At 58.8% G+C, this 22,551-nt stretch carries 24 protein-coding genes; 17 read left to right on the forward strand and 7 right to left on the reverse strand.

Translation table 11 applies throughout. The features are described 5' to 3' along the window. Positions 1-86: 86 nt before the first annotated feature. Positions 87-2,093 (forward strand): ribonuclease catalytic domain-containing protein, encoded by a 2,007-nt coding sequence (locus BMZ40_RS05440; protein ID WP_177193030.1) that lies wholly within the window; start codon positions 87-89, stop codon positions 2,091-2,093. Between the two features lie 79 nt (positions 2,094-2,172). Continuing rightward, entirely contained in the window at positions 2,173-2,757 is a 585-nt protein-coding gene (gene plsY, locus BMZ40_RS05445) for a glycerol-3-phosphate 1-O-acyltransferase PlsY (RefSeq protein ID WP_092373100.1), read from the forward strand. A gap of 265 nt (positions 2,758-3,022) precedes the next feature. On the opposite strand, the gene hflX is transcribed toward plsY, so the two are convergent. The 3 genes from hflX to BMZ40_RS05460 form a co-directional block, all read right to left on the reverse strand. Then, positions 3,023-4,645 (reverse strand): GTPase HflX, encoded by a 1,623-nt coding sequence (gene hflX / locus BMZ40_RS05450; RefSeq protein WP_092373101.1) that lies wholly within the window; start codon positions 4,643-4,645, stop codon positions 3,023-3,025. A gap of 43 nt (positions 4,646-4,688) precedes the next feature. Next, positions 4,689-5,282: an IMP cyclohydrolase gene (locus BMZ40_RS05455; protein WP_092189683.1), complete on the reverse strand. Its 594-nt coding sequence runs from the start codon at positions 5,280-5,282 to the stop codon at positions 4,689-4,691. A gap of 129 nt (positions 5,283-5,411) precedes the next feature. Continuing rightward, positions 5,412-5,969, reverse strand: coding sequence for a tetratricopeptide repeat protein (locus tag BMZ40_RS05460; protein ID WP_092373102.1), 558 nt, complete (start codon positions 5,967-5,969; stop codon positions 5,412-5,414). Between the two features lie 252 nt (positions 5,970-6,221). Here BMZ40_RS05460 and flgB point away from each other — a divergent pair, with 252 nt between their 5' ends. From flgB to BMZ40_RS05495, 7 genes are read left to right on the forward strand one after another with little or no spacing between them, the layout of a single operon-like run. Next, positions 6,222-6,632, forward strand: a complete 411-nt coding sequence (flgB, locus tag BMZ40_RS05465) for a flagellar basal body rod protein FlgB (protein WP_092373103.1) — start codon at positions 6,222-6,224, stop codon at positions 6,630-6,632. Then, the gene (gene flgC / locus BMZ40_RS05470) at positions 6,632-7,069 is read left to right on the forward strand and encodes a flagellar basal body rod protein FlgC (protein WP_092373104.1); all 438 of its coding nucleotides are present in this window, start codon (positions 6,632-6,634) and stop codon (positions 7,067-7,069) included. The genes flgB and flgC overlap by 1 nt, the downstream gene beginning before the upstream one ends. Positions 7,070-7,124: 55 nt before the next feature. Next, entirely contained in the window at positions 7,125-7,448 is a 324-nt protein-coding gene (gene fliE / locus BMZ40_RS05475) for a flagellar hook-basal body complex protein FliE (RefSeq protein WP_092373105.1), read from the forward strand. A gap of 24 nt (positions 7,449-7,472) precedes the next feature. After that, on the forward strand, positions 7,473-9,080 hold the full coding sequence (gene fliF, locus BMZ40_RS05480) for a flagellar basal-body MS-ring/collar protein FliF (protein WP_092373106.1): 1,608 nt from the start codon (positions 7,473-7,475) through the stop codon (positions 9,078-9,080). Next, on the forward strand, positions 9,081-10,091 hold the full coding sequence (fliG, locus tag BMZ40_RS05485; protein ID WP_092189695.1) for a flagellar motor switch protein FliG: 1,011 nt from the start codon (positions 9,081-9,083) through the stop codon (positions 10,089-10,091). It abuts the gene before it with no gap. Further along, positions 10,084-10,782 carry a FliH/SctL family protein gene (locus BMZ40_RS05490; protein WP_092373107.1) on the forward strand — a complete coding sequence of 233 codons (699 nt, stop codon included), beginning with the start codon at positions 10,084-10,086 and terminating at the stop codon, positions 10,780-10,782. The genes fliG and BMZ40_RS05490 overlap by 8 nt, the downstream gene beginning before the upstream one ends. Beyond that, complete coding sequence (locus tag BMZ40_RS05495; protein WP_092373108.1) at positions 10,779-12,125, forward strand: FliI/YscN family ATPase; 1,347 nt, start codon at positions 10,779-10,781, stop codon at positions 12,123-12,125. The genes BMZ40_RS05490 and BMZ40_RS05495 overlap by 4 nt, the downstream gene beginning before the upstream one ends. Here the strand turns inward: BMZ40_RS05495 and BMZ40_RS05500 are convergent. Beyond that, positions 12,122-13,906: a GspE/PulE family protein gene (locus tag BMZ40_RS05500; RefSeq protein ID WP_092373109.1), complete on the reverse strand. Its 1,785-nt coding sequence runs from the start codon at positions 13,904-13,906 to the stop codon at positions 12,122-12,124. The genes BMZ40_RS05495 and BMZ40_RS05500 overlap by 4 nt on opposite strands. After that, positions 13,899-14,378, reverse strand: a complete 480-nt coding sequence (rfaE2, locus tag BMZ40_RS05505) for a D-glycero-beta-D-manno-heptose 1-phosphate adenylyltransferase (protein ID WP_092373110.1) — start codon at positions 14,376-14,378, stop codon at positions 13,899-13,901. Before rfaE2 ends, BMZ40_RS05500 begins: the two co-directional genes overlap by 8 nt. 70 nt (positions 14,379-14,448) lie before the next feature. Here rfaE2 and BMZ40_RS05510 point away from each other — a divergent pair, with 70 nt between their 5' ends. The 6 genes from BMZ40_RS05510 to BMZ40_RS05535 all read left to right on the forward strand — a co-directional run bounded on the left by BMZ40_RS05510 (position 14,449) and on the right by BMZ40_RS05535 (position 19,543). Further along, positions 14,449-15,165 carry a hypothetical protein gene (locus tag BMZ40_RS05510; protein WP_092373111.1) on the forward strand — a complete coding sequence of 239 codons (717 nt, stop codon included), beginning with the start codon at positions 14,449-14,451 and terminating at the stop codon, positions 15,163-15,165. A gap of 90 nt (positions 15,166-15,255) precedes the next feature. After that, positions 15,256-15,786, forward strand: coding sequence for a hypothetical protein (locus tag BMZ40_RS05515; protein ID WP_092373112.1), 531 nt, complete (start codon positions 15,256-15,258; stop codon positions 15,784-15,786). Then, the gene (gene coaBC / locus BMZ40_RS05520) at positions 15,783-16,994 is read left to right on the forward strand and encodes a bifunctional phosphopantothenoylcysteine decarboxylase/phosphopantothenate--cysteine ligase CoaBC (RefSeq protein WP_092373113.1); all 1,212 of its coding nucleotides are present in this window, start codon (positions 15,783-15,785) and stop codon (positions 16,992-16,994) included. The genes BMZ40_RS05515 and coaBC overlap by 4 nt, the downstream gene beginning before the upstream one ends. Continuing rightward, a complete protein-coding gene (locus tag BMZ40_RS19120) occupies positions 16,970-17,584 on the forward strand; it encodes a hypothetical protein (RefSeq protein WP_177193031.1) in 615 nt (204 codons plus the stop codon). The genes coaBC and BMZ40_RS19120 overlap by 25 nt, the downstream gene beginning before the upstream one ends. A 126-nt stretch (positions 17,585-17,710) precedes the next feature. Then, positions 17,711-18,718: an NAD-dependent epimerase gene (locus tag BMZ40_RS05530; protein WP_092373115.1), complete on the forward strand. Its 1,008-nt coding sequence runs from the start codon at positions 17,711-17,713 to the stop codon at positions 18,716-18,718. 36 nt (positions 18,719-18,754) lie between these two features. Next, on the forward strand, positions 18,755-19,543 hold the full coding sequence (locus tag BMZ40_RS05535; protein WP_092373116.1) for a ParA family protein: 789 nt from the start codon (positions 18,755-18,757) through the stop codon (positions 19,541-19,543). Here the strand turns inward: BMZ40_RS05535 and BMZ40_RS05540 are convergent. Further along, positions 19,519-19,929 carry a hypothetical protein gene (locus tag BMZ40_RS05540; RefSeq protein WP_092373117.1) on the reverse strand — a complete coding sequence of 137 codons (411 nt, stop codon included), beginning with the start codon at positions 19,927-19,929 and terminating at the stop codon, positions 19,519-19,521. The two genes, BMZ40_RS05535 and BMZ40_RS05540, sit on opposite strands and share 25 nt — an antisense overlap. 97 nt (positions 19,930-20,026) lie before the next feature. On the opposite strand from BMZ40_RS05540, the gene BMZ40_RS05545 reads away from it, so the two are divergent. Further along, complete coding sequence (locus tag BMZ40_RS05545; RefSeq protein ID WP_092373118.1) at positions 20,027-20,911, forward strand: ParB/RepB/Spo0J family partition protein; 885 nt, start codon at positions 20,027-20,029, stop codon at positions 20,909-20,911. Further along, the gene (locus tag BMZ40_RS05550) at positions 20,908-21,930 is read left to right on the forward strand and encodes a bifunctional heptose 7-phosphate kinase/heptose 1-phosphate adenyltransferase (RefSeq protein ID WP_245751035.1); all 1,023 of its coding nucleotides are present in this window, start codon (positions 20,908-20,910) and stop codon (positions 21,928-21,930) included. Before BMZ40_RS05545 ends, BMZ40_RS05550 begins: the two co-directional genes overlap by 4 nt. Here the strand turns inward: BMZ40_RS05550 and BMZ40_RS05555 are convergent. Next, the gene (locus BMZ40_RS05555; protein WP_092373119.1) at positions 21,927-22,475 is read right to left on the reverse strand and encodes a type I restriction enzyme HsdR N-terminal domain-containing protein; all 549 of its coding nucleotides are present in this window, start codon (positions 22,473-22,475) and stop codon (positions 21,927-21,929) included. The two genes, BMZ40_RS05550 and BMZ40_RS05555, sit on opposite strands and share 4 nt — an antisense overlap. Positions 22,476-22,551: the final 76 nt, after the last annotated feature.

Consider the following 22,551-nt stretch of genomic DNA (forward strand, 5'->3'; position numbering starts at 1 on the left):
TCACCCGAGCCGGCCAGGCCGGCTCACGCGCACAGCGCATAAGGCCTTTTATGTCCTCTTCTCTATCCCTGCAGCCAGGGTGCATCATGGAATTCCTGCAGGATAACCAGCCCGTCACGGCCTGGGTCCTGGACGTCCAGGGACCTCGCCTGCGGGTCTTCACCTCGGGACAGCGAGAGCTCAAGCTCCCCCTGTCCCGCGTCCTGCCATGGATTGGCCCCCAATGCCCGGCGGATAGCAGCCGTCAGGAGATGCTCGACCTGCTGCGCACGCACAACGGCCGCCGGGAGCGCCTGGCAGAATCCGTCGACGCGCTGGAAATCTGGGATCTGGCCCAAGGCGAAGTGGACGAAGCGGGCATTGAATGGTTCGCAAGCCTTGTCTTCGAGGACGCGAGTCCCGACCAGCTGTCGGCCCTCGGGCGCAAGCTGCTGCAGACCAAGACCCATTTCAAGTTCTCCCCGCCTCAGTTCGAGATCTATCCGCAGGAGACCGTGGAGCGACGCCAGGAAGAGCTGCGCAAGGCTCAGGAGCGCGAACGCCTGGTCGGCTTCGGGCAGGTCTTTCTGCGCGGGCTGTGGGACATCTTCTGCAAGCGCAAAAGCACCTTGCCCCAGCCCGACGAGGAGCAGGCGGGCCGCATCCGCGACCTGCTCATGACCCGTCTGTGCAACCCCGACGACCGGGATTCGGACGCCCTGTGGAAGACCATGTGCCAGGGCATGCCGGAAGACCCGCACCTGCCGCTCTTTCTGGCCCAGGCCTGGGGCATCGTGCCGCCGCATTTCAATTTCCACCTCTGCCGCGCCCAATACTACTGGGAGCCGGACTGGGCCGAAGCCCACGCCGAGGCTGTCACGGCCCTGCAGGAAAGGGTCCTGGCCACGCGCACCGAACCCGCCGCAGAAATCGTGACCATCGACTCATCCAGCACCCAGGACATCGACGACGGCTTCGACCTGACACGCGACCAGGACGGGTTCAAGCTGCATCTGGCCCTGGCCTGCCCCTGTCTTGGCTGGGAGTTCGGCAGTCCCCTGGACAAGGCGGTGCTGCACCGCTTCACCTCCCTCTATCTGCCCGAAGGCACCAGCCACATGCTGCCCGAGACCCTGGGCAAGGATTTCTTCAGTCTGCGTGCCGGACAGGAACGCCCGGCTCTGATCATTTCCTTCGATCTGGATCCGGAGGGAGCCTTGCGCTCCTTTGACCCGCAAATCGCTTGGATCAGCATAAAGGCCAACCTGACCTACACGGGCGTTGAAAACGAAATCGCGACAGCCGCTCCCGGGATGCTGCATCACGCCCGCGACCTGGCCACCCTGCTGCGACAGGCACGCATCCGCGATCACGCCGTGATCATGGACCAGCCCGATCCGCGCATGGTCCTGTGCAAGGATTCGGTCAACCCGGAAGTCGAGGTCGTGCAATCCGAATCCACGCCCGAAGCGCAGAAAATCGTGTCCGAGTTCATGATCCTGGCCAACAAGGCCATGGGCTCGTGGGCCCGGGAGACCGGCACCGCCCTGCTGTTCAGGACCCAGAATATCACGCTGCCCGCCGAAAGCGCCGGAGTCTGGACCGATCCCACGGACATCTATCGCATCATCAACAATATGGGCCCCTCCATTCTTGAATGCGAGCCCCGGCGTCACGCCACCATCGGAGCCAAGGCCTATGCCCCGGTGACCTCGCCGCTCAGGCGTTATTCGGACTTCATCAACATGGCCCAGATCATGGCCAGACTGACCGGACACGGGCGCCTGCTGAACCAGGCCGAGCTCGAAAGCCTGCTCCCGCTGCTGTCCAGCAGGGCCGAGCTGGTCGGCCAGGTCCAGCGCATGCGCCCACGATACTGGAAATACGAATATTTCAGGCAAAATCACAAAAAAATGCGCTGGTCCGGGATCATCGTCGATCCGGGCTCGCACCTGGTGACCATCTCCCTGCCGGATCTGCAACTCTTCCTGAAGGCTCCGCGCAAGATCTTCGGGGACAAGATCCGGCTCGGCCAGGGTTTTTCCATCAGAATCGGCAAGGTCGATCCCCTTAACAACGAGATCAAGATCGTCGAGGCCTGGGAGGAGGAATGAACTTGTCCGGCAGGCCATTTTCACGTAGGGGATTTCGGCACATGCCAATCCAACTTTCCAAAGACCAAGGAGACTGCACATGGTGACAATATTCTGGCTCGCAATCAGCTATCTTCTGGGCGCCATGCCCTTCGGCCTTTTGATCTCCAGAACCTGCTGCGGCATCGACCCGCGCAATGAAGGCAGCGGCAACATCGGGGCGACCAACGTCGGCCGCCTCTGCGGAACCAAGTACGGAGCCCTGACCCTGGCCCTGGACATGCTGAAAGGCTTTGTGCCCGTGGCCTTGGCCGCGAGCTTCTCGGATTCCTACTTTTTTCTGACGCTGGTCGCCACGGCTGCGATTTGCGGTCACATGTTCTCCGTGTTCCTGCACGGCAAGGGCGGCAAGGGTGTGGCCACCTGGGTGGGAGCCTTCGTGGCCATCTCCACCTCAGGGACGATACTCTGCGGCCTGGGATTCCTCGCGGCCCTGTACTTCTACAATTTCGTGTCCCTGGCCTCCCTGGTCATGGTCGCCCTGATGCCGGTCGTCCTGCTCTTCCAGGGCCTTTATGGCGCCATTCCCCTGGCCCTGGTGCTCATGGCGCTGATTTTCTGGAAACACTCCGAAAACATTCAGCGCCTCATGGCAGGCGAAGAGCATCCCTGGAAAATGAAGTAGCCTTCATCTCGAATGCAACGCGAAAAGCGCGGAAACCTCAAGGGTTTTCGCGCTTTTCGCTTTTCAGGGCAGATGCCTGGAGGGACGAAGGGTTCGCGCCAGATGAAGCATGGATTCCCGCCTGCGCGGGAATGACGTGGTCGCAAGGCGAAAATTCCTGGCCGTCGTCGATCCGTAACCACCAATTCAGGCGTTGTTCATGTGTCATTCCCGCGCAGGCGGGAATCCATGCCTTTACCGGAGGAGGCTTTGCACTGGCAAAGCCTCACAGGAGCGATTTGATGCGCTCGACCAACGGAGCCAGGGTCGGGCGTTCGAGGGCGGAGATGAAGACTGCGTCGGGATGGACGAAGCGCAGGGTCTGGCGGGTCTCTTCGCTTATGCGGTCCGTCTTGTTCAGGGCGAGGATGCGTGGAATGCCGTCGATGGAGAGGTCGCGCAGGATGGACTCCACCGCTTCGATCTGGGCGTCCATCTCCGGATGGGAGGCGTCGGCCACATGCACCAGCACGTCCGCGCTCTCAAGCTCCTCCAGGGTGGCCATGAAGGCTTCACGCAGGTCGGCCGGAAGGTGACGGATGAAGCCCACGGTGTCGGTCAGGATGATTTCCCGGTCCTCGGGAAAGCGCAACCGGCGGCTGGTGGGATCGAGCGTGGCGAAAAGCTTGTTCTCGGCCAGGACCACGCTCTTGGTCAGGGTGTTCAGGAGTGTCGACTTGCCCGCGTTGGTGTACCCGACCAGCGAAACGATGGGCAGCCCCGCCTTGTCGCGGCGGCTGCGCGTGGACTTGCGGTGCTTACGCACGCTGCCAAGCTCCGTCTTGATCTGGGCGATGCGCTCGCGGATCTTGCGGCGATCCATCTCCAGGCGCGACTCGCCCGGACCGCGTCCGCCGATGCCGCCGGCCAGCCGACTGAGGGCCCGGTTCTGCCCCACCAGGCGCGGCATCATGTACTTGAGCTGGGCCATCTCGACCTGCAGCTTTCCTTCGCGGGTCTGGGCGTGCTGCGCGAAAATGTCGAGGATGAGCTGAGTGCGGTCCAGAACCTTGCGCTCGGTGATCTGGCTCAGGTTGCGCTGCTGCGTGGGCGTCAGTTCCTGATCGAAGACCAGGGTCGCGGCATTCTTCTGCAAGGCCAGCACTTCGAGTTCGGCAAGCTTGCCCCGGCCAAGGATCAGCTTGGGATTGACCCGGGTCACCCGCTGCACGACCTGCCCCACCACTTCAAGTCCGGCCGTGTCCGCCAGCTCCGCCAGTTCCGCCAGCGACCGTTCCTGCGCTCCCCTGGACTCGGAAGCCACGCTGACCAGTATGGCCGAGCCCTCGCGGGCCGTGGCGGCCACGCTTTGGCCCGTGCGTGCAAGCTCGTCTTCCAGGGCCTTGACGCTTGCCCCGAAATCGAAATCCACATCATCCCAGATCATGGCCGGGTGGACCTGATAGGGCAGCTCGTCAGTGTTGGGCGGCAGGATGTGAGCGATCTGGCAGGTCCTGGGCGCCCCGTCGGAAGACACCGTCAGCACGCTGATCGCGTCCAGACGCAAAAAGACCATGTCCATGAGATCTTCCTGGGTCAGCAGGGACGAATCGAGATGGGTGTGCAGGAGGCGCAGGCCGGACAGCCGGGAGTCGGCCTGACGATGACGTGAAAGCTCGGGGATCAGGATGCCGTCCTGCTCTCCGACCAGCACCATGACCGGCACGCCCTTGCGGTTTATGAGCACGCCGATCTGACGGCTGACGCCCCGGCTCAGGATGGCCAGCTCCCGGGCCTGGTCGGGGGTGAACCCGCCCTGGTCGGGAAAGCGTCTGTTGTAGAGACGGGAAATGGCCGTGATCTGGCTGGGTTTGAGGCCGGTCAGGTTGCCGAGAGGTTTTGATGCTATGGTGTTCTCTCCGTGGCCGGTGTGGGCCGGCCGGGCCGCTCCGTCAGGAGCGGCTCAGGTACTCGGTGATCATGCGGTCGTATTCCGAGGTCAGGGCAAAGGTCGCCACGGCCATGCGCTTGCGGAAGTCCAGAGACAGGGAACCGCCGTTGCTCTTCATCTCCTGCATGCATTCGGCATAGTAGGACGGATCAGGAATGACGGCCACGGAATGAAAGTTCTTGGCCGAAGCGCGCAGCATGGTCGGTCCGCCGATGTCGATCTGTTCCACGGCCTGCTTGTCTTCCAGGGTCTGGCGCACGGCTTCGGCAAAATTGTAGAGATTGACGCAGATCAGGTCGAAGGGAGACAGCCGCAGGTCCTTCAGGGTCTGCATATGGGTGGAATCGTCCTTGTCGGCCAGGATTCCGGCATGCACGTGGGGGTGCAGGGTCTTGACCCGACCGCCCAGGATCTCCGGAAAACCGGTCACGTCGCTGACGGAACGGACTTTGAGGCCCGCCTGGACGAGCTTCTTGCGGGTGCCCCCGGTGGAAACGAGCTCCACGCCCTGCTCTTGCAGAAAACGGGCAAAGTCATCAAGGCCTGATTTATCTGTGACGCTCAGGATGGCCCGGCGAATCGGCAACATGTTCATGGTGTCCCCCTCTCAAAAGAATGTTCGCCGTGCACTGCCACCTTTGATCGCAATATGCAATAACACAGGCAGGCCGAATCCCGGATTACCGGGATTCGGCCTGCCTTGAGGGAGGGGAACGGAAACGTTCTAAAGCTGGGCCAGAAGTTCACTCGCCGACGCGTTGCCGGGGTCCATCTCCAAAAGCCGATGCAGATGCGCCTTGGCCTCGTCCTTGCGGCCGCAGGACACAAGGCAACCGCTCAAGGCATAGCGGACTTCGCTCTTGCCCGGATTGATTTCCAGATGCAGCTCAAGGGGGGCGATGGCTTCTGCAGTGCGCCCGAGCACATGCGAAACCTGAACCAGCCCGAAAAGAGCGACAATGTTTTCAGGATTGACCCCAAGGGCCTTCTGATACAGCTCGAACGCCTTGTCTTCCTGACCCTGCTGGGCGCTGATGAGCGCTATCCCGGCAATGGACTTGTCCGAGGATGCGATATCGTCGGCCTTTTGATACATGGTCAAGGCCTGATCAAGATCCCCGCGCTGCACCGCAATGGTCGCCAGGCCCAGATACGGATCCGGGTGGACGCCGTTGCTGCTTGCGGCTTTCTGGTAATAACTCTCGGCCTTGTCCAATTCACCCATGAAAAGATAACATTCGCCAAGTTCCTTGTTGATTTCATAATCCAGATGTGAACTCATGGTTCCTCCTCCTTGTCGGCAAATCTAGTATGCGTTGACTGTCTGCCAACGGCTTAGCAACTTTGGTGCCACTCCTTTCGCCACTCAGCAAAACTTCTCCCCGAACACGCCTCTCATCTGACAACATGATGATTTTAAATATCATATTGCCTTCTGCGCAATCTGGAATGGTCATTGCAAACCAGACCTCGTCAGCATCCCGGCTCTGTCTCAAGATGAATAACAAACGCCGGTATGACAAGGGGTTATCGAATGAAAAGCTTGTTTCCCGATCACATTGATCTGACGGCCAAGGTCATGGATTTTCAGCTCCAGCGTCAAAACATCGTCAGCACCAACCTGGCGAACATCAACACGCCCGGCTACAAGGCCCGCACCCTGGAGTTTGAAAAAGACCTGCAGGCCGCCCTCGGTCTTTCCGAAACCGGAGCCGTGGCCCGCACGCATCCGGACCACTTTCCTCTCGCTTTCGCCGCCGATACCGCCGAGGCCACCGTGACCAAATCCTTGACGCCGCGAGTGGTGCAGGGCGTGGACAACGTGGACCTGGACAAGGAGATGGCCGCCATGGCCAAGAACAACCTCCTTTATAATACGCTTGCGACGGTGATGCAGAAAAGCCTCACCGGACTGAAACAAACCATCGCTGACGGAGGCAAATAATGGACTTCATGACCGCCATCGATGTCGGGGCGTCCGCGCTCAAGGCCGAACGCACCCATTTGAACGTCATCTCCATGAACCTGGCCAACGCCAAGACGACCAGAACCGCGGACGGCGGACCGTACCGCCGCAAGGAAGTCGTTTTTAAGGAAACCGACGTACAGAGCCCCTTCTCCAAGGCCATGAACTCGGCCCTGGACCAGGATGTCAAGGGAGTGCGGGTCGAATCCGTCCAGAACGACAGGCGACCGCTCAAGCAGGTCTACGAACCGGGGCACCCGGACGCTGATGAGGAAGGCTACGTCAGCTATCCGGACATCAACGTGGTGGAGGAGATGACCAACATGCTCTCGGCCATGCGCGCCTACGAGGCCAACGTTTCGACCATCACCACGTCCAAGAGCATGTTTTCCAAAGCCCTTGAAATCGGACGTTAGCCCGGACCATGACCCGGACCGGATAAAGTAGCAGACACAGACAAGGAGACATTCCATGGCGGTATCACCCTTGGCCATCAAGGCCTATTCGGCGGCAAGCGAGCTTTTGAGCAACCCCAAAAGCATTGACGCCAAGAACACGTCCACCAAGGAAGCAACCCAGTCCTTTGCCGAGACCATCGAAGAGTCCCTGGCCAAGGTCAATGAAATGCAGGGGGAAAAATCGCTCATGATCCAGGATTTTGTCTCTGGCAAAAACCAGAACGTGCATGAGCTCATGATCACCCTGCAAAAGGCCGGACTGGCCATGGACATGACCTCCGCCGTCCGCAACAAGGTCATGCAGGCTTATCAGGAAATAATGCGCATCCAGTTCTGATTCTAATACACGCGAGGATTCACCATGCCCCCCTTTCTGCAAAGCACCCTGGCCAAGGCCACGGACTTCTGGACCGATAAATCCCTGGCCCAGCGCATCCTCCTCGGAGGATTGCTGGTCTCGCTCCTGATCGCGTTCTTCGCCATGATCTTCTGGATGAACAAGGTCGACTACAGGGTCCTGTACAGCAATCTGTACCAGGAAGACGCGTCCAGCGTGGTGAGCTACCTGCAAAAGGAAAAAATCGCCTACCGCATCACCGATTCCGGAACCACCATCATGGTGCCGGGGGACATGGTCTACGAAGCGCGGCTCAAACTTGCCGGCGAAGGCTCCCTGCATGGTCAGGGCATCGGCTTCGAGCTTTTTGACGAAAACAAGATCGGGCAAACCAACTTCGTGCAGGGCATCAACTACCAGCGGGCCCTCCAGGGCGAGCTGTCCCGCACCATCTCCGAGCTGTCCGAGGTGGAGAGCGCCCGCGTGCACCTGGTGCTGCCCAACAAGAGCCTCTTCGTAGAGGAACAGGCCCCGCCCTCCGCAGCCATCATGCTCAAGCTCAAGGGCGGGCGCAGCCTCGGAGCGCAGCAGGTGCAGGCCATCGTCAACCTCGTCTCCACCAGCGTCGAGGGCATGACCACCGAACACATCACCCTGGCCGACAGCCGGGGCAAGATCCTCTACGAACCCAAGACAGACACGGACTTCACGGGCCTGAGCTCGACCCAGCTCGAATACCAGATGAGCATGCAGCGCAGTCTGGAACAGCGCATCGAACAGCTCCTGGTGCCCATTGTCGGCCCCGGACGTGTCATCGCAAGGGTCAATGCCGACCTCGACTTTGATCGCACGACCATCCGCAAGGAAATTTTTGATCCCAAGTCCGCCGTTGTCAGAAGCGAGGTCAGGAGCGAGGAGGAAAGCAAGGGTTCGGCCAATGTCGACGGCGGCACCCCCGATCCCAATTACCAGGGCGAGAACGACGGCATGGCCTCCGGTACGGCGCAGGAAAGCACCCGCACTTCCTCCACCACGAATTTCGACATCAACAAGGAAGAGCAACAGATCATCTCCCAGGTCGGGAGCATCAAGCGTTTAAGCGTTGCCGTTCTCGTCGACGGCAAGTACACTCAGCAGCAGGACGGGACGTTCGCCTTCGAGCCGCTCAATGCCGCGCAGATGGAACAAATCCGCCAGCTCAGCCAGCGCGCCGTCGGCTTTGACGACACTCGCGGCGATGCCATCGAGGTCTCCTCGATCTCCTTTGGCGAGCCCATGGGAGCCGAACAGGCCCCGCTTCTGGATGTTGCCTCGCGCTACTTCCAGCTCCTGGGCAAGCCGCTCCTGAACACACTCATAATCCTTCTGTTCCTGCTCTTCGTGGCGCGGCCCGTGGTTCTGGCCCTGATCCGCCCGAAGGTCGAAAATCCCACGGTGCAGACGTCCGACGAACTGGGCGCGGCCCAGGAGCTCATGGCCCTGACCGAAGGATTGAACGAAGAGGACATGGCGGCCGTGGACGCTGTCAAACGCATCGAAAACGCCAAGCACCTCGCACAGCAGCTTGTCGAACAGAACATGGATCAGGCCGTCATGATCATGCGCCAATGGATGACTCAGGGAGAAGCATAAGTGGCAGCACCTACTGGAAAACTGACCGGGCCGCAGAAGACGGCCATCCTCATCCTGGCCCTTGGCGACGCGTTTGCCTCCGAGGTCTTCAAGAAATTCGAACGCGCCGAGATCACGGCCGTGTCACGGGCCATGGCCAAACTCGACACCGTAAACAAAGAACAGGCCGAGGAAGTGCTCAAGGAGTTCAACCAGGCCATGACCATCGGCAAGGAGATGCTCTACGGCGGCCCCGAGCAGGTGCGCAAGATGATCTCCTCGAACCTTGATTCCGACACGGCACGCTACATCCTTGACGAGCTTGATTTCGATTCCGGACCCGTGCCCTTCAAGGAGCTTGGCAACGTCAGCCCCAAGATTCTGGCCCAGATCCTGCGCAACGAGCATCCCCAGACCCTGGCGCTGATCCTTGGGCACCTCCCGTCCGACAGCGCGGGGAATCTTTTGCAGAACATGGCCCCCGGAGTGCGGGCCGAGGTACTCATCCGCCTGGCCAAGCTCGAAGCCGTTGCCGAGGAAATGCTGGTCGAGGTCGATCGGGTCCTGCAAAGCCAGCTCATTGCCATCGGCGGCAAGGAAGGCCGCAAGGTCGGCGGCGTCAATTCCGTGGCGGAAATCCTCAACGCCATCGACCGGGCCACGGAAGAGGAGATCATGGCCGACATCGAGGAAGAAAGCGCGCAGCTGGCCGAAGAGATCAAGCAGCTCATGTTTGTCTTCGAGGACATCACCAAGATCGACGATCGCGGTATCCGCGAGGTATTGAAGGAAATCAGCAACGAGGACCTGACCATGTCCCTGAAGACCGCGCCGGAGGAACTGCGCGAGAAGTTCTTCAAGAACCTGTCCGAACGCGCGGGCAACATGATCCGCGAGGATCTGGAGATCATGGGGCCGGTCAAGCTGTCCGAGGTCGAGGCCGCGCAGCAGAACATCGTCAAGCAGGTAAGACGCCTGGAGGCCGAAGGCCGCATCGTCATCGCCGGCAGCGGAGGCGAAGTCCTTGTCTGAGCACGCGCAAAACCCGTGCAGGGTCATTTATGGCTTGCACAGCCGCGACGGCGTCGGGCTCAATCGCCCGCCCACCCTGACTTGGAACACGGAGACCGAGGACCACTATATGGAACAGGTACGCCAGCGCGCCCAGCAAATGGCCAAGGATATTCTGGCCCAGGCTCTGGCCGAAGCCGAGCAGATTCGTTCCCGCGCCCAGACCGAAGGCTTTGCCGCCGGACAAGAGCAGGCCAACTCCATGGCACAGGCGGAAACCGCGAAAGTCTGCTCCTTCATGGACACGATCCAGGCGGCGATGGTCGCCGAGAAGGAACGCATCTACTCCGAGCACAAGCAAAGCCTCTTTCAGATCCTGCGCCTCGCCTTTGAAAAGACCCTGGGCGTCATGCTCGACGAGCAACGCGAACAGGTCTTGAACACCCTCTTCGAGGAGGCCGTCTCGCAGCTCCAGGCCAAGACCTGCATAACCGTGCATGTTTGCGCAGAAGACCTCGAACTGGCCAAATCCCTGGCCGACCAGACCAGGGAAAAGCGTTCCGACCTCCCGGAACTGCGCATCTGCGCCAGCCCCGAACTTGCTCCCGGCGGCGTGCGCATCGAGAGCGGCGACGGCCTGGTGGACAATTCCATTGCCGCCCGGTTTGAACAGGTCCGCGCCATTCTTGACGGATACGTGGAAAATTCATGACAGCCGATCTTGACGGCACCCTGCATCTCTTGGCCGGACTGCAACCTGCGCAAGCCTACGGCAAGGTGACCAAGGTCGTGGGGCTCGTGGCCGAGGGTCGCGGCATAAAGGCCCCGCTTGGCTCGGTCTGCCAGCTTCTGCCGGGGGATAGCGGCAAGCAGGTCATCAACGCCGAAGTGGTCGGCTTCCGCGACGACGTCATGCTACTCATGCCCTACGGCGAGATGCGCGGCATCCGCCCGGGAAGCCTCATCCGCAACACCAGCACTCCGCCTGTTTTCCCGGTCGGCCATCGCTACCTCGGACACGCTGTGGACGCTTTCGGGCAGTCTCTTGACCCGCAAAAGAACATCTTTCCTGCCCGCTACAATCCCCTGCACACGGATCCCCCGAATCCCCTGACCAGACCGCGCATCACCGAACCCCTTGATGTCGGTGTCCGGGCCATCAACGGCCTCCTGACCCTGGGCAAAGGGCAGCGCGTTGGAATCATGGCCGGCTCCGGCGTCGGCAAGAGCACGCTCATGGGCATGTTCGCACGTTACACGTCGGCCGAGGTCAACGTCATCGGGCTGATCGGCGAACGTGGCCGGGAAGTCGTGGATTTCATCGAAAAGGATCTGGGACCGGAAGGATTGGCCAAGTCCGTGCTCATCGTGGCCACATCGGATCAGGGGCCGCTGGTGCGCATGCGCGCCGCCTATGCGGCCACGGCCATGGCCGAGTTTTTCCGTGACGAGGGCAAGGACGTGCTGCTCATGATGGACTCGGTGACCCGCTTCGCCATGGCCGCCCGCGAGGTAGGCCTTGCGGCCGGCGAACCGCCCACCACGCGCGGATACACGCCCACGGTCTTCTCGCACCTGCCGCGCCTGCTCGAACGCGCCGGACGCTCGTCCAAAGGCAGCATCACGGGCATTTACACCGTGCTGGTGGAAGGCGACGACTTCAACGAGCCCGTGGCCGACGCGGTGCGCTCCATCCTCGACGGCCACATCGTGCTCACGCGAGACCTGGCCGATCAGGGCCACTACCCTTCCATCGACGTGCTCAAGAGCGTCAGCCGTCTGGCGCCCGATGTTGCTCCCGCGCCCGTAATCGCAGCCGGGCGGGACCTGGTCCGCATGATGGCCACCTTCCAGCGCGTCGAGGACATGGTCAACATCGGCGCCTACGCCCCCGGTTCAAATCCGGAAATCGACCAGGCCCTGGGCATGGTCCATCCCATACGCTCTTTTTTGCAGCAAAGCGTCGAAGAACGCTCCACCCTGGATCAGGCATTCGAGGATATCAAAAAACTGACCGGCAAAAACCTTCCAAAGTCTGTAAAGCCCCGTACTTAATCGACAGAGCTCCCGGCCACTCGCAAAACCTCCTCCACCGTCGTCACACCCTGCACGACCCTCGCCATGCCGTCGTCGAACAGGGAACGAACCCCTTTTTTGCGGACCATTTCACGCAGATCGCCAAGATCGATATTCTTGCGGATGGCGTCCTTGACCTCAGTGTCATAGGGCAGGATCTCAAAGATGCCGGTTCGCCCGTAATAGCCCGTCTGCCGGCAGTGATCGCACCCGCGCCCCTTCCACAAGGCCTGTCCCGGACGGATGTAGCTGTCCAGGCCCAGGGCCTTTATCTCCTCGTAATCCGGCGTGTATTGCACCTTACAGTGCATGCAGATGTTGCGCACCAGGCGCTGGGCGATGCAGCCGATGACGGCCGCATTGATGAGATATGCGTCAAGGCCGAGGTCCAGCAGGCGGGTCAGGGCGGCACTGGCGTCGTTGGTGTGCAGGGTCGAGAAGACGATATGCCCGGTCAGGGCCGACTGCATGGCCTGCTCGGCGGTCTCAAGGTCACGCATTTCACCGATCATGATGATGTCCGGGTCCTGGCGCAGGATATGGCGCAGCATCTGCCCAAAGGTCACGCCGATCTTGGACTGCACGCCAATCTGGTTGAAATCGTCGACCACCATCTCGATGGGATCTTCGAGCGTGACCACGTTGACCTGGGGATTGGCCAGCACCTTCAGGGTCGAGTACAGCGTGGTCGACTTTCCGCTCCCCGTGGGCCCGGTGACCAGGATGAGCCCGTAGGTCTTGCCCAGGAACTTGCTGTAGGTCGCATAATGATCGGGCCCCATGCCCAGCTCTTCGAGATTCTTGAGCGTACTGTCGCTGGAAAGGAGCCGCAGCACCATCTTCTCGCCAAAGGCCACCGGAATGGTCGAAACGCGCACGTCCGTCGGCACTCCGGCCAGGACCAACTGCACGCGCCCGTCCTGGGGCCTGCGCTTCTCGGAGATGTCAAGCCGGCTCATCCCCTTCAGACGGTTTATCATGGCCAGATGCACGGTCATGGGTAGCCTGTGCAGATCGTGCAGAATGCCGTCGATGCGAAACCGGATCAGCGCGAAATCCCTCTTGGGCTCGATGTGGATGTCGCTGGCGCGCTCGCGCAGGGCTGAGCGCAGCAGATAATCCACGGCCTTTATGATGTGCCGCTGCGATTCGGGATCGGATTTTTCCGAGACCTTGACCCGCGCTTCGAGATTGCCGATCTCGCTTGAGTCCATGAACTCGATCTGCGCGGCCTGGATGGCTGTCCGGAACTGGTAATAATCGTCGATGAGGCGGTTGATGTCCTGCCTGGTGCTCAGAAACACCTTATAAGGCAGGTCGCTGACGCGCTCCATGTCCTGCCACAGCTCCGGCCGGAAAGGATTGAACACGGCAAGCTCAAGCTCACCGTCGCGGATCATGATCGGCACCAGGGTGTTCATGCGGGCAAAGCTCTCGGAGATGGTCTTGGTGGTGACCTCAAGATCCAGATCAAAGGGGTCCACCCGCCGAAACTCAAGCCCCTCCCGACGCGCCACGGCCTTCAGGATGACATCTTCCGTGATGCGCGCTTCCGGGTGTCCGGGTTCCTTGGGGGGCTTTCGGATATTGAAGCGGATCAGATCGTCGATTCCGTCCGGCCCTTCCACATCGATCCCGTTCTTGACGGCGTGGTCCATGATGATCCGGGCCTGCGCCTCGCTTATCTCGCCCGCGTCGGTCAGAATCTCCAGCAGATACGTCAGGGAATAGACCACGCGCTTTGTGTTCAAACTATCCATTGCCGCCTCGTTGATGCATGGCCACGATGCGTTCCACCGTCCCCGTAGTTGAATATCCCGCCAACAGCGGGATGGAGCAGACCGTCCCGCCCGCCGCCTCCACCACCTCTCGCCCGACTATCCGGTCCACGCTCCAGTCCCCGCCCTTGACCAGCACGTCCGGGCTGACCTTGCGGATCAGTTCCAGCGGCGTGTCCTCATCGAAGATGATGACAAAGTCCACGCAGGCCAGGGCCGCCAGCACCCGTGCCCGGCTTTGCTGGTCGTTGACCGGTCGAAGCGCTCCCTTGAGGCGCCTGACCGAAGCGTCGCTGTTGAGGCCGACAACCAGGCAGGAACCCATGCTCCTGGCTCGTTCCAGGTAGTCCACATGGCCTGGGTGGATGATGTCGAAGCAGCCATTGGTGAACACGACCTTGCCGCCGGGCCTTGCAATTTGTTCGGGAGAAATGATTTTTTGTTCGGTATTCATCGATTCTTGTGGGTTTGACGGATGCCTGGGGGTGCCGTACATGACGCGAAAAATGAGTACGGGATGTGCAATGTCCAAAAGCTGGCTCAAGTCCAAACATGATTCCTTCGTACGCGACGTTCTGCGCGATTTCTGCCAGATCGCCATTGCTTTGGAAAACCATTTTTCCGAGTACGACGCAAGCGGCTCCGTGAGCTTCCATTTCTTTGACGACATTCTCGGTCGTCAAAACAGCAAGGGCCTGCTCTGGAGGCTCAAAGACACCTCCCATCTGCTTTTTCGCAACGAAGACCGGACCTCGTTCGCGATTCTCGGCGAATACCTGGACTGGGCGCTAGGCTACATCTTCCATGAATGCATAAAACTCAAGGAAGATGCCTATCAGCAGCTGAACTACAAACCCCGGTTCAAACAACTGCAGCAGGGCGTGGGCCTCACGCCGGAAGAACAGCATATTGGTTCGGAACTCTATGCGGTCATAAGGCAGACTTCGGAAAGCATAGAGCGCGAGGTCCGCCGTATCCGCTTCATCATCTTTCATTGTAAGCGCCTTTTCATCCTATATCTTCCACTTCATCATGAAAACCCTCTTCTGGCTCGATTTCTTTACGCTCAAAGCGATCTCGTTCACGGCGTGTTCAAGGGATATGCAGAAGAACTGATCCACGCCGTCTACACAGAGGGGACACACCGCATGTACGCTCTGGCCGCGCAATCTCTGGAGGATGGAGGCTGGCTTGACGAAGCGGCCAAGGCCAGACGACTCGGAGAGAGTTCCGGGACTTAAAAAAAACTTGATCTCACTGCCGATGTTGCTAGATTTTCAGCCCAAGAACTTGCGATCTCCAATTTTAACGTTCCTGAAAGGATTACACCCATGCGTTATCTTAAATTGATTCTCGTAGCATTGCTGCTTTCTTCCTGGGGTTGCGCCACTTTCAACGACACCACCGCCGAAGATCCCGGCATTGCCCCGACGCAAAACAGTTTCTACTATGATTTCAAAGACATTCGCGTCCCTGAAGAGATGGAGATTCAGCCCAAGAAGTCCATCATCTCTCCCATGGAAAGCGGCAAATACGGAACCATCGTCTTCCGTGGCCGAGCCGAACCCATTTCGCTTTTCGACTTCTTCTTCAACAACATGCCCAAAGACGGCTGGAGCATGGTCACCTACCAGAAGTACCAACGCTATCACCTTGTTTTTACAAAAGAAAACCGTGTCTGCATGATTAGCATCGAGGAAAGCCCCATGTGGTACACATGGCTTGAGATCAAGGTATCCCCCAAGGTCGCGGGCAGCAGCGAACCTGCCTACTCCATCGGCACCCCGCCTCCCGCTGATCCCTACCAGACCTACCCGCCTGCGGGAACGGGCCTGGACTCTGAAAGGACGTTGTCACAGTGATTCCCGCACATTACCTGTTCGACACGTTTCACGGGAAACGTATCCACCTGGGAGTCACCGGCTCCATCGCTGCATACAAGGCCCTGGATCTGACCAGGGCCTTTTTGCATTTGCACCTTCAGGTAGGCGTGACCCTGACGGAATCAGCTCGCAAATTCGTGACCGACCTCTCCTTTGGGGCACTCGGGGCTGATCCTCTCTACACCGACATGTTTTCCGGTGGTGCCAATTTCGATCATCTCGAACCATCGGTGGCCGATGCCTTTGTCGTTGTTCCAGCGACGGCGAACATGATCGCCAAGATGGCCTGCGGCATCGCCGACGACCTGCTCAGCTGTCAGCTTCTGGCCTACTGCGGCCCGGTGCTGGTGGCTCCGGCCATGAACCCGCGCATGTGGAGCGCCCCGGCGACTCGACACAACTGGTCCGTACTGGGTGAACGCGGCGTTTCACGCATTGAGCCCGAGTGCGGCAATGTCGCCTGCGGGGACACGGGCCAGGGCAGGCTCGCCCCTCTGGACGAGATCTTCATCCGCACCCTGGCCGCGCTTTCGCCTCAGGATCTTCGTGGCAAGAAAATCATGCTCACGCTTGGACCGACGCGGGAATACTTTGACAAGGCTCGCTTCTGGTCCAATCCCTCAAGCGGAATCATGGGAGCCAGCCTGGCTGTCGCGGCAGCTCTGCGTGGCGCTGAAGTCACCGCCATCACCGGCCCGGTGGACATCGCCCTGCCGTCAATGATCCAGCGCGTTCCCGTGGTCACTGCCCGCGACATGTTTGAAGCCGCGCAGGATATTTTTCCATCACAGGACATAGGATGCTTTACGGCAGCCGTAGCTGACTTTCGCCCACCGGCCTGCTCCACGGGCAAGTTCAAGAAAAGCGGAGAAACCCTGAGTCTGACTTTTGAGTCCAACCCCGACATCCTCGCGACCCTGAGCACCGCCAAAAAGTCCTGGCAACAAACCATCGGCTTTGCCGCTGAAGCGCAAGACCTCGAAATAAATGCTGCGCTCAAGCTCACCAAAAAAAATCTTGATCTGCTCGTAGCCAATCCCATAGACGAGGCCGGTGCCGGCTTTGCAGCATCCACCAACAGGGTTTTGGTCATGGATCGGCACGGCCGACAGGAAGCGTGGCCGCAGCTGCCCAAAACTGAAATTGCTTGGAGGATTTGGGATTGGATCTCAATGAACACACCCTGACCGAAGCACAGCGCACCTTGAAGCGCCTTGGCGTCACCCATGTCCTGCGTCCTCGGATCGAAGCGTTCGAAGAGACTCCGCCCGCGCCTGTCCCTTTGAAGGCGACTCAACAACCTGAATCACCAACCCAAAGACCAACAGCCCAGAAGCCCTCTTCACCCGCAAGTGAACCGCTTCCCATTTTACTTCGGTCATTGTTTCACGGGAAACAATCACCTGTTCGCACAATGTGGACGTACCTCGGCCTTTACGAAGACATGCAAAAAGCGACAAATCCGCCCCGCCTGGTCGTCTTCAAAAAAATCCAGGAGTCCGTCTGCCAGCACCTTAAATGGCAAGCCAGGGAAATCAGCTCATGGCCCCTCGATCTGGACTCCGAAACTTTCCGCAAAGGATTGGAGCACTTCAGGCCACAACTGATCCTGCTCTTTCTGGACCGCGAAACCGCAGATGAAGCGGTCCACGCCCGTATCCAAAGTCTCCTGGGACAAGCAGGCTGCACGGTCGTAACCCTGCCAAGCCTGGAAGAGATGGCGCAAGGCAATCAGCAAATCAAAAATAAAGCCTGGAAAATCCTGCAAAGCATCTGATCCCCCCTGGCGGATCGTTAAAAATTCAATTCACAAAAAAGCAGCCGCACAACTCAAATTCCGTATTGCCCACCAAACAGCCTTAGGTTAGGTGTTTTTCATATTTTGTTTCACATGGAGCATTGCATGAAAATTCTTATCACGGGTGCGGCGGGATTTATCGGTTTTCACCTCGCCAAACGCTTTCTCGCCACGGGAACTTCCGTATTTGGCCTGGACAACCTCAATGACTACTACTCGGTGGACTTGAAAAAAGACCGCCTGAAGCTTCTGCAGCAGGATTCAAATTTCCATTTCGAGCCCATCGATCTCGCTGACGGCGTAGCCCTGGATGCGTATTTCAAGGCCAACGAGTTTACACACGTGGTCAATCTGGCGGCTCAGGCGGGTGTCAGATACTCCCTTCTGAATCCAAAATCCTACATTGATTCCAATATAGTAGGCTTTGCAAACCTGCTGGAATGCTGCCGCCACAACGGTACGAAGCACTTGGTGTACGCCTCGTCGAGTTCGGTCTACGGGCTGAACACATCCATGCCCTTTTCCGTCCACGACAACGTGGACCATCCCGTGAGTCTGTACGCGGCCAGCAAGAAATCAAACGAACTCATGGCGCACACCTATTCATACCTTTACAAGCTGCCAACCACTGGCCTGCGCTTCTTCACGGTGTACGGCCCCTGGGGGCGACCCGACATGGCGCTGTACCTCTTCACCAAGGCCATCTGCGAAGGAAAGCCGATCAACGTCTTCAATCACGGCAAGATGCGCAGGGATTTCACCTATATCGACGACATCGTCGAGGGAGTGTTCCGGATCGTGAGTCATGTTCCGGCAGGCAATCCGGCATGGGACGGGAAAAATCCCGATCCAAGCACCTCCCCCGCGCCCTACAAGCTCTACAACATCGGCAACAACAACACCGTGGAACTTGAGCAGTTCATCACCGTGCTTGAGAATGCCCTGGGCCAAAAAGCGGTGCGCAACTACATGGATATCCAGCCCGGAGACGTGCCGGCGACTTACGCCAACATCGACGACCTGATCAAGGAAGTCGGATTCAAGCCCTCCACGAGCATCGAGGAAGGTATAGAGAAGTTCATCGCCTGGTACAAAGATTACTACCGTCCTTAGTTCCCCGTGAAACAACAGGATCTGGAGGGAAGACTTTTGGCGCAGACAATCGTTTTGGCAAATCAGAAAGGCGGTGTGGGCAAAACCACCACCACCGTCAACCTGGCGGCATCACTGGCGGCCATGGAACAGCGCGTACTGGTCATTGATTGCGACCCGCAGGCCAATGCATCAAGCGGTCTTGGCGTTGACGTGAGCCAGGTGCAAAGCTCGATCTACCAGGCCCTTTTCTCTCCGGAAGAGGCACGCAAGGGCATTGTGGATTCGGACATGGAGTTCCTGAAAATACTCCCCTCAACGCCGGACCTTGTGGGCGCGGAGATCGAACTTGGCGAAGAAAAGGACAGGGAATTCATACTGCGCGGCATCGTGAAACTGCTGAGCCCGGAGTACGACTACATCCTGATCGACTGCCCTCCTTCGCTGGGGCTGATCACCATCAACGCCCTGTGCGCGGCCAGATGGCTGCTCGTTCCGCTGCAATGCGAATACTACGCGCTGGAGGGGATCGCGCAGCTCATGAAAACCTACGGACTGGTCAAGGAAAGGCTGAACCCCGACCTCGACATTCTGGGCATACTGCTGACCATGTTCGACAAACGCAACAAGCTCTCATTCATGGTCGAACGCGAGGTGCGCGACCACTTCAAAGAGCTTGTGTTCACAACATCGATACCGAGAAACGTGCGCCTGTCGGAGGCGCCAAGCCATGGCCTTCCGGCCATTCTCTATGACATCAGGTCCATGGGCACCCAGTCATATATCACGCTGGCCCAGGAACTGATCGACAAGAAGCTGGATCAATCGCAGGAGCAGACGACTTGAGGCGTGCAGGTCACAGTGACCTTGTCCTTGAAATGACGCTTGGTGATGCGCGACTTGCAACCTACGCACTGAAATGCAAGCAGTCCGCCCATGTTGGCGGCACGCAGCATGAACTTGCGGGGTTCATCGCCCTTCCAGTCCTCGGTGGTTGATCCGCAGGTTTCACACGACACGTCGGTGGGCAGCTCGTAACGGAGGTCCCAATATTTTTCGAGGAGCTGCAGGTCAGCCATGGGTTCGACAATGGGATCTTCCGAGGGATAGAGCTTTTCCACCACGGAGAGAACATGCCGGCAGACATGCTGCCACATTTCCTCTTCGATAAAAACACCCTGGGGCGTGCCCTTGGCATCGACTACGTATCTGATGGCCGTATCCTTGTTCACTGTGACTCCGGAAGTTGAAGGTTGGGACAATCATCTGTCTTTAAATACGAATCGCCACGGGTCAACGGCCCTTGACGCAAACATCCGCGGGTAAAGCATGACCATGAAAAAACGCGGGCTCGGACGCGGGCTTGATGTACTCATCAAAAGCCGCAATGTCGAACCCGAACACGAAGCAGAAATAGTGACGCTGGACATAAACGCGCTTGAACCCAACATCCACCAGCCCCGCCACCACTTCGACCAGGCGGCGCTTGAAGAGCTGGCCGCCTCCATCAAGAACCAGGGCCTGATCCAGCCGGTGCTGGTCAGACCGCTGCCAACGCCAGGACACTATGAACTCGTTGCCGGGGAAAGGCGCTGGCGAGCCTGCCGCATGGCCGGGCTTGATACCATCGACTGCATAGTCCGGCGCTTGGACGACCATGAAAGCATGGCCATCGCGCTCATAGAGAACCTTCAGCGCGAGGATCTCAACCCTATCGAGGAAGCGCGGGCTCTGGGGCAGATCAAGGAACATTTCAGGATCACCCAGGAAGAGCTGGCCGACAAAATCGGCAAAAGCAGACCCGCCGTTACCAACAGCCTGCGGCTTCTGAAGTTGCCGGAAAAGGTACAGAACCTGCTGGAGACAAATACCCTCTCCGCCGGACACGCAAGAGCGCTGCTCGGGCTCGATGATCCCGAGAGCATGATCCTCTTGGCTGAAAAGATTCTGCAAAGAAATCTGAACGTACGCGCCACGGAAGAGCTGGTCAAAAAAATCAAAAACCAAGATGAGCCGGAAGAAGAAAAGCCGCGCCGCGCCAAACCCATGGCCGAAGACATAGCGGGCGTGGTCAGGGCCCTGGCGGGCACCTTCACCGTCAAACACTCGGGAACGCCCAAAAAAGGAAAAATCGTGTTCGCTTACGCAAGCAACGAAGAAAGGGAAAAAATAGCGTCCTTCCTTGAACGCATGGCAAAGGAGCAGGAAATATGAATCTGGCGTTCAATGCTTCGCGCATGATCGGCTCCAAGGTGCTCATCATCGGCGACATCATGCTCGATCAGTACCAAAAGGGCTTGGTTGAAAGAATTTCACCCGAAGCGCCCGTGCCCATTGTCAAAATCACCGACCAGGTCTTCAAGATCGGCGGCGCCGGCAATGTGGCCCAGAACGTGGCCACCCTTGGCGGGTGCCCCACTCTGGTGAGCATTTGCGGCCAGGATCTCTATGGAGACAATCTGCAGGACCTCTGCGGCACGCTCGGCGTTGAAAGTCATCTTATAAGGTCAGCGTCACGTGAAACGACCCTGAAGACCCGTATCATGGCCCAGCACCAGCAGATGCTGCGCGTGGACAGGGAAACGAACCGGCCCCTCGATGCAGGGGAATTCTCGTCCCTTCTGGAAACGGTGGAATGCAGGCTCGACGGTTTTGATACGATCATCCTCTCCGACTACGGCAAGGGCGTCATTTCAGAAGAATTCCTGCGCTGGCTGCGCGAACGGAAAAAGCCGAATCAAAAAATAATTCTGGATCCCAAGACATGCAATTTCCCCCATTACGACGATTTTTACTGCATGACGCCGAACAAGAAGGAAGCATCCGAAGGCGCTGAGATGCCCATCACAACCCGCGCAGAGATCCTTGAGGCAGGCAAGAGGATCATCGAGCAGCGACGCCTACAAAGCCTGGTCATCACCTTGGGCGCGGAAGGCATGGCGGTATTCCTGCCCGGCCAGGGGGTCTTTCACCTGCCAACCACGGCAAAGAAGGTGTTCGACGTGACCGGTGCGGGAGATACCGTCATCGCGGTCATTGCCCTTGGTCTGAGCTCGGGCCTTGACCTGCTCAGCTCCTGCATACTGGCCAATTGCGCCGCCGGATTGGTGGTCGGGCAGGTTGGCGCGGTAGGGATCACCCAAGAGGAACTCACCGAAACCCTGGCGTCCTGGCCTTCGGCCCAACAAGAGAAATGGTGCTCGCTCCCGCCCATGGGACGCATGACCACCTAGATGCCGCATTCACTTCCGCAGCAAGGCCCGCCCAGGCCATCATAGGCCGCAAGTATCCTGCGCTCCTTGTCCAGCCGGTCCTCGCCCGGCAATGGGCAAGGATGCGCATGCGCGAGGTCTTGCAGATCACTCCAGCGGGGCACGGCATTGAAGCCGCTTCCGATCACCTCGGAGGTCTTGGTCTCCACCAGCAACAATTCCATCGAATCCGTGACGATGACCAGCGGAAAGGGAGACGGCAAATGAATGCGGGCCGCTGCGACACTCTCGCGCACAAATGTTCCGACCTCTCCGGGGCAGAACACAAGCGCCAAAAGCGGGTCGCCCGCAGGGGAAAAGACCGCCAGATCGATCGCGACCGAATGCGGCTCTCCGTTTATCGAGTAATCCAGAGCATATTTTGATTGGATATTTTCACGCGGATACTTCCTGTCTTCAACAAGCAGCTTGGCCAGCGCCTGTCGCAAGTCCTCATACGTGGTATCCATGATCTCCTGGCCGGTCAGGTAATCCGTAATGACGCGATTCAGACTTACTTCATGCATGTGAACCTCCTTGCTTTTCAAGGTACACTCTAAGCTCTGAAAAAAAGCAAGCAAGGGCCTTCATAAAGGATGCGTT

Source organism: Desulfomicrobium apsheronum, from assembly GCF_900114115.1.
GTDB classification, from domain to species: domain Bacteria; phylum Desulfobacterota; class Desulfovibrionia; order Desulfovibrionales; family Desulfomicrobiaceae; genus Desulfomicrobium; species Desulfomicrobium apsheronum.

What these genes read in the sequence shown, in the direction of transcription:
- fliE (WP_092373105.1), top strand. Translation starts at nt 7,125, where the DNA reads ATGGCGGTATCACCCTTGGCCATCAAGGCCTATTCGGCGGCAAGCGAG.
- BMZ40_RS05455 (WP_092189683.1), bottom strand. Translation starts at nt 5,282, where the DNA reads ATGAACATGTTGCCGATTCGCCGGGCCATCCTGAGCGTCACAGATAAA.
- BMZ40_RS05545 (WP_092373118.1), top strand. Translation starts at nt 20,027, where the DNA reads ATGACCATGAAAAAACGCGGGCTCGGACGCGGGCTTGATGTACTCATC.
- BMZ40_RS05530 (WP_092373115.1), top strand. Translation starts at nt 17,711, where the DNA reads ATGAAAATTCTTATCACGGGTGCGGCGGGATTTATCGGTTTTCACCTC.
- flgC (WP_092373104.1), top strand. Translation starts at nt 6,632, where the DNA reads ATGGACTTCATGACCGCCATCGATGTCGGGGCGTCCGCGCTCAAGGCC.
- BMZ40_RS05515 (WP_092373112.1), top strand. Translation starts at nt 15,256, where the DNA reads ATGCGTTATCTTAAATTGATTCTCGTAGCATTGCTGCTTTCTTCCTGG.
- flgB (WP_092373103.1), top strand. Translation starts at nt 6,222, where the DNA reads ATGAAAAGCTTGTTTCCCGATCACATTGATCTGACGGCCAAGGTCATG.
- plsY (WP_092373100.1), top strand. Translation starts at nt 2,173, where the DNA reads ATGGTGACAATATTCTGGCTCGCAATCAGCTATCTTCTGGGCGCCATG.
- BMZ40_RS05500 (WP_092373109.1), bottom strand. Translation starts at nt 13,906, where the DNA reads ATGGATAGTTTGAACACAAAGCGCGTGGTCTATTCCCTGACGTATCTG.
- fliF (WP_092373106.1), top strand. Translation starts at nt 7,473, where the DNA reads ATGCCCCCCTTTCTGCAAAGCACCCTGGCCAAGGCCACGGACTTCTGG.
- rfaE2 (WP_092373110.1), bottom strand. Translation starts at nt 14,378, where the DNA reads ATGAATACCGAACAAAAAATCATTTCTCCCGAACAAATTGCAAGGCCC.
- BMZ40_RS05495 (WP_092373108.1), top strand. Translation starts at nt 10,779, where the DNA reads ATGACAGCCGATCTTGACGGCACCCTGCATCTCTTGGCCGGACTGCAA.
- BMZ40_RS05550 (WP_245751035.1), top strand. Translation starts at nt 20,908, where the DNA reads ATGAATCTGGCGTTCAATGCTTCGCGCATGATCGGCTCCAAGGTGCTC.
- BMZ40_RS05440 (WP_177193030.1), top strand. Translation starts at nt 87, where the DNA reads ATGGAATTCCTGCAGGATAACCAGCCCGTCACGGCCTGGGTCCTGGAC.
- BMZ40_RS05510 (WP_092373111.1), top strand. Translation starts at nt 14,449, where the DNA reads ATGTCCAAAAGCTGGCTCAAGTCCAAACATGATTCCTTCGTACGCGAC.
- BMZ40_RS05555 (WP_092373119.1), bottom strand. Translation starts at nt 22,475, where the DNA reads ATGCATGAAGTAAGTCTGAATCGCGTCATTACGGATTACCTGACCGGC.
- BMZ40_RS05460 (WP_092373102.1), bottom strand. Translation starts at nt 5,969, where the DNA reads ATGAGTTCACATCTGGATTATGAAATCAACAAGGAACTTGGCGAATGT.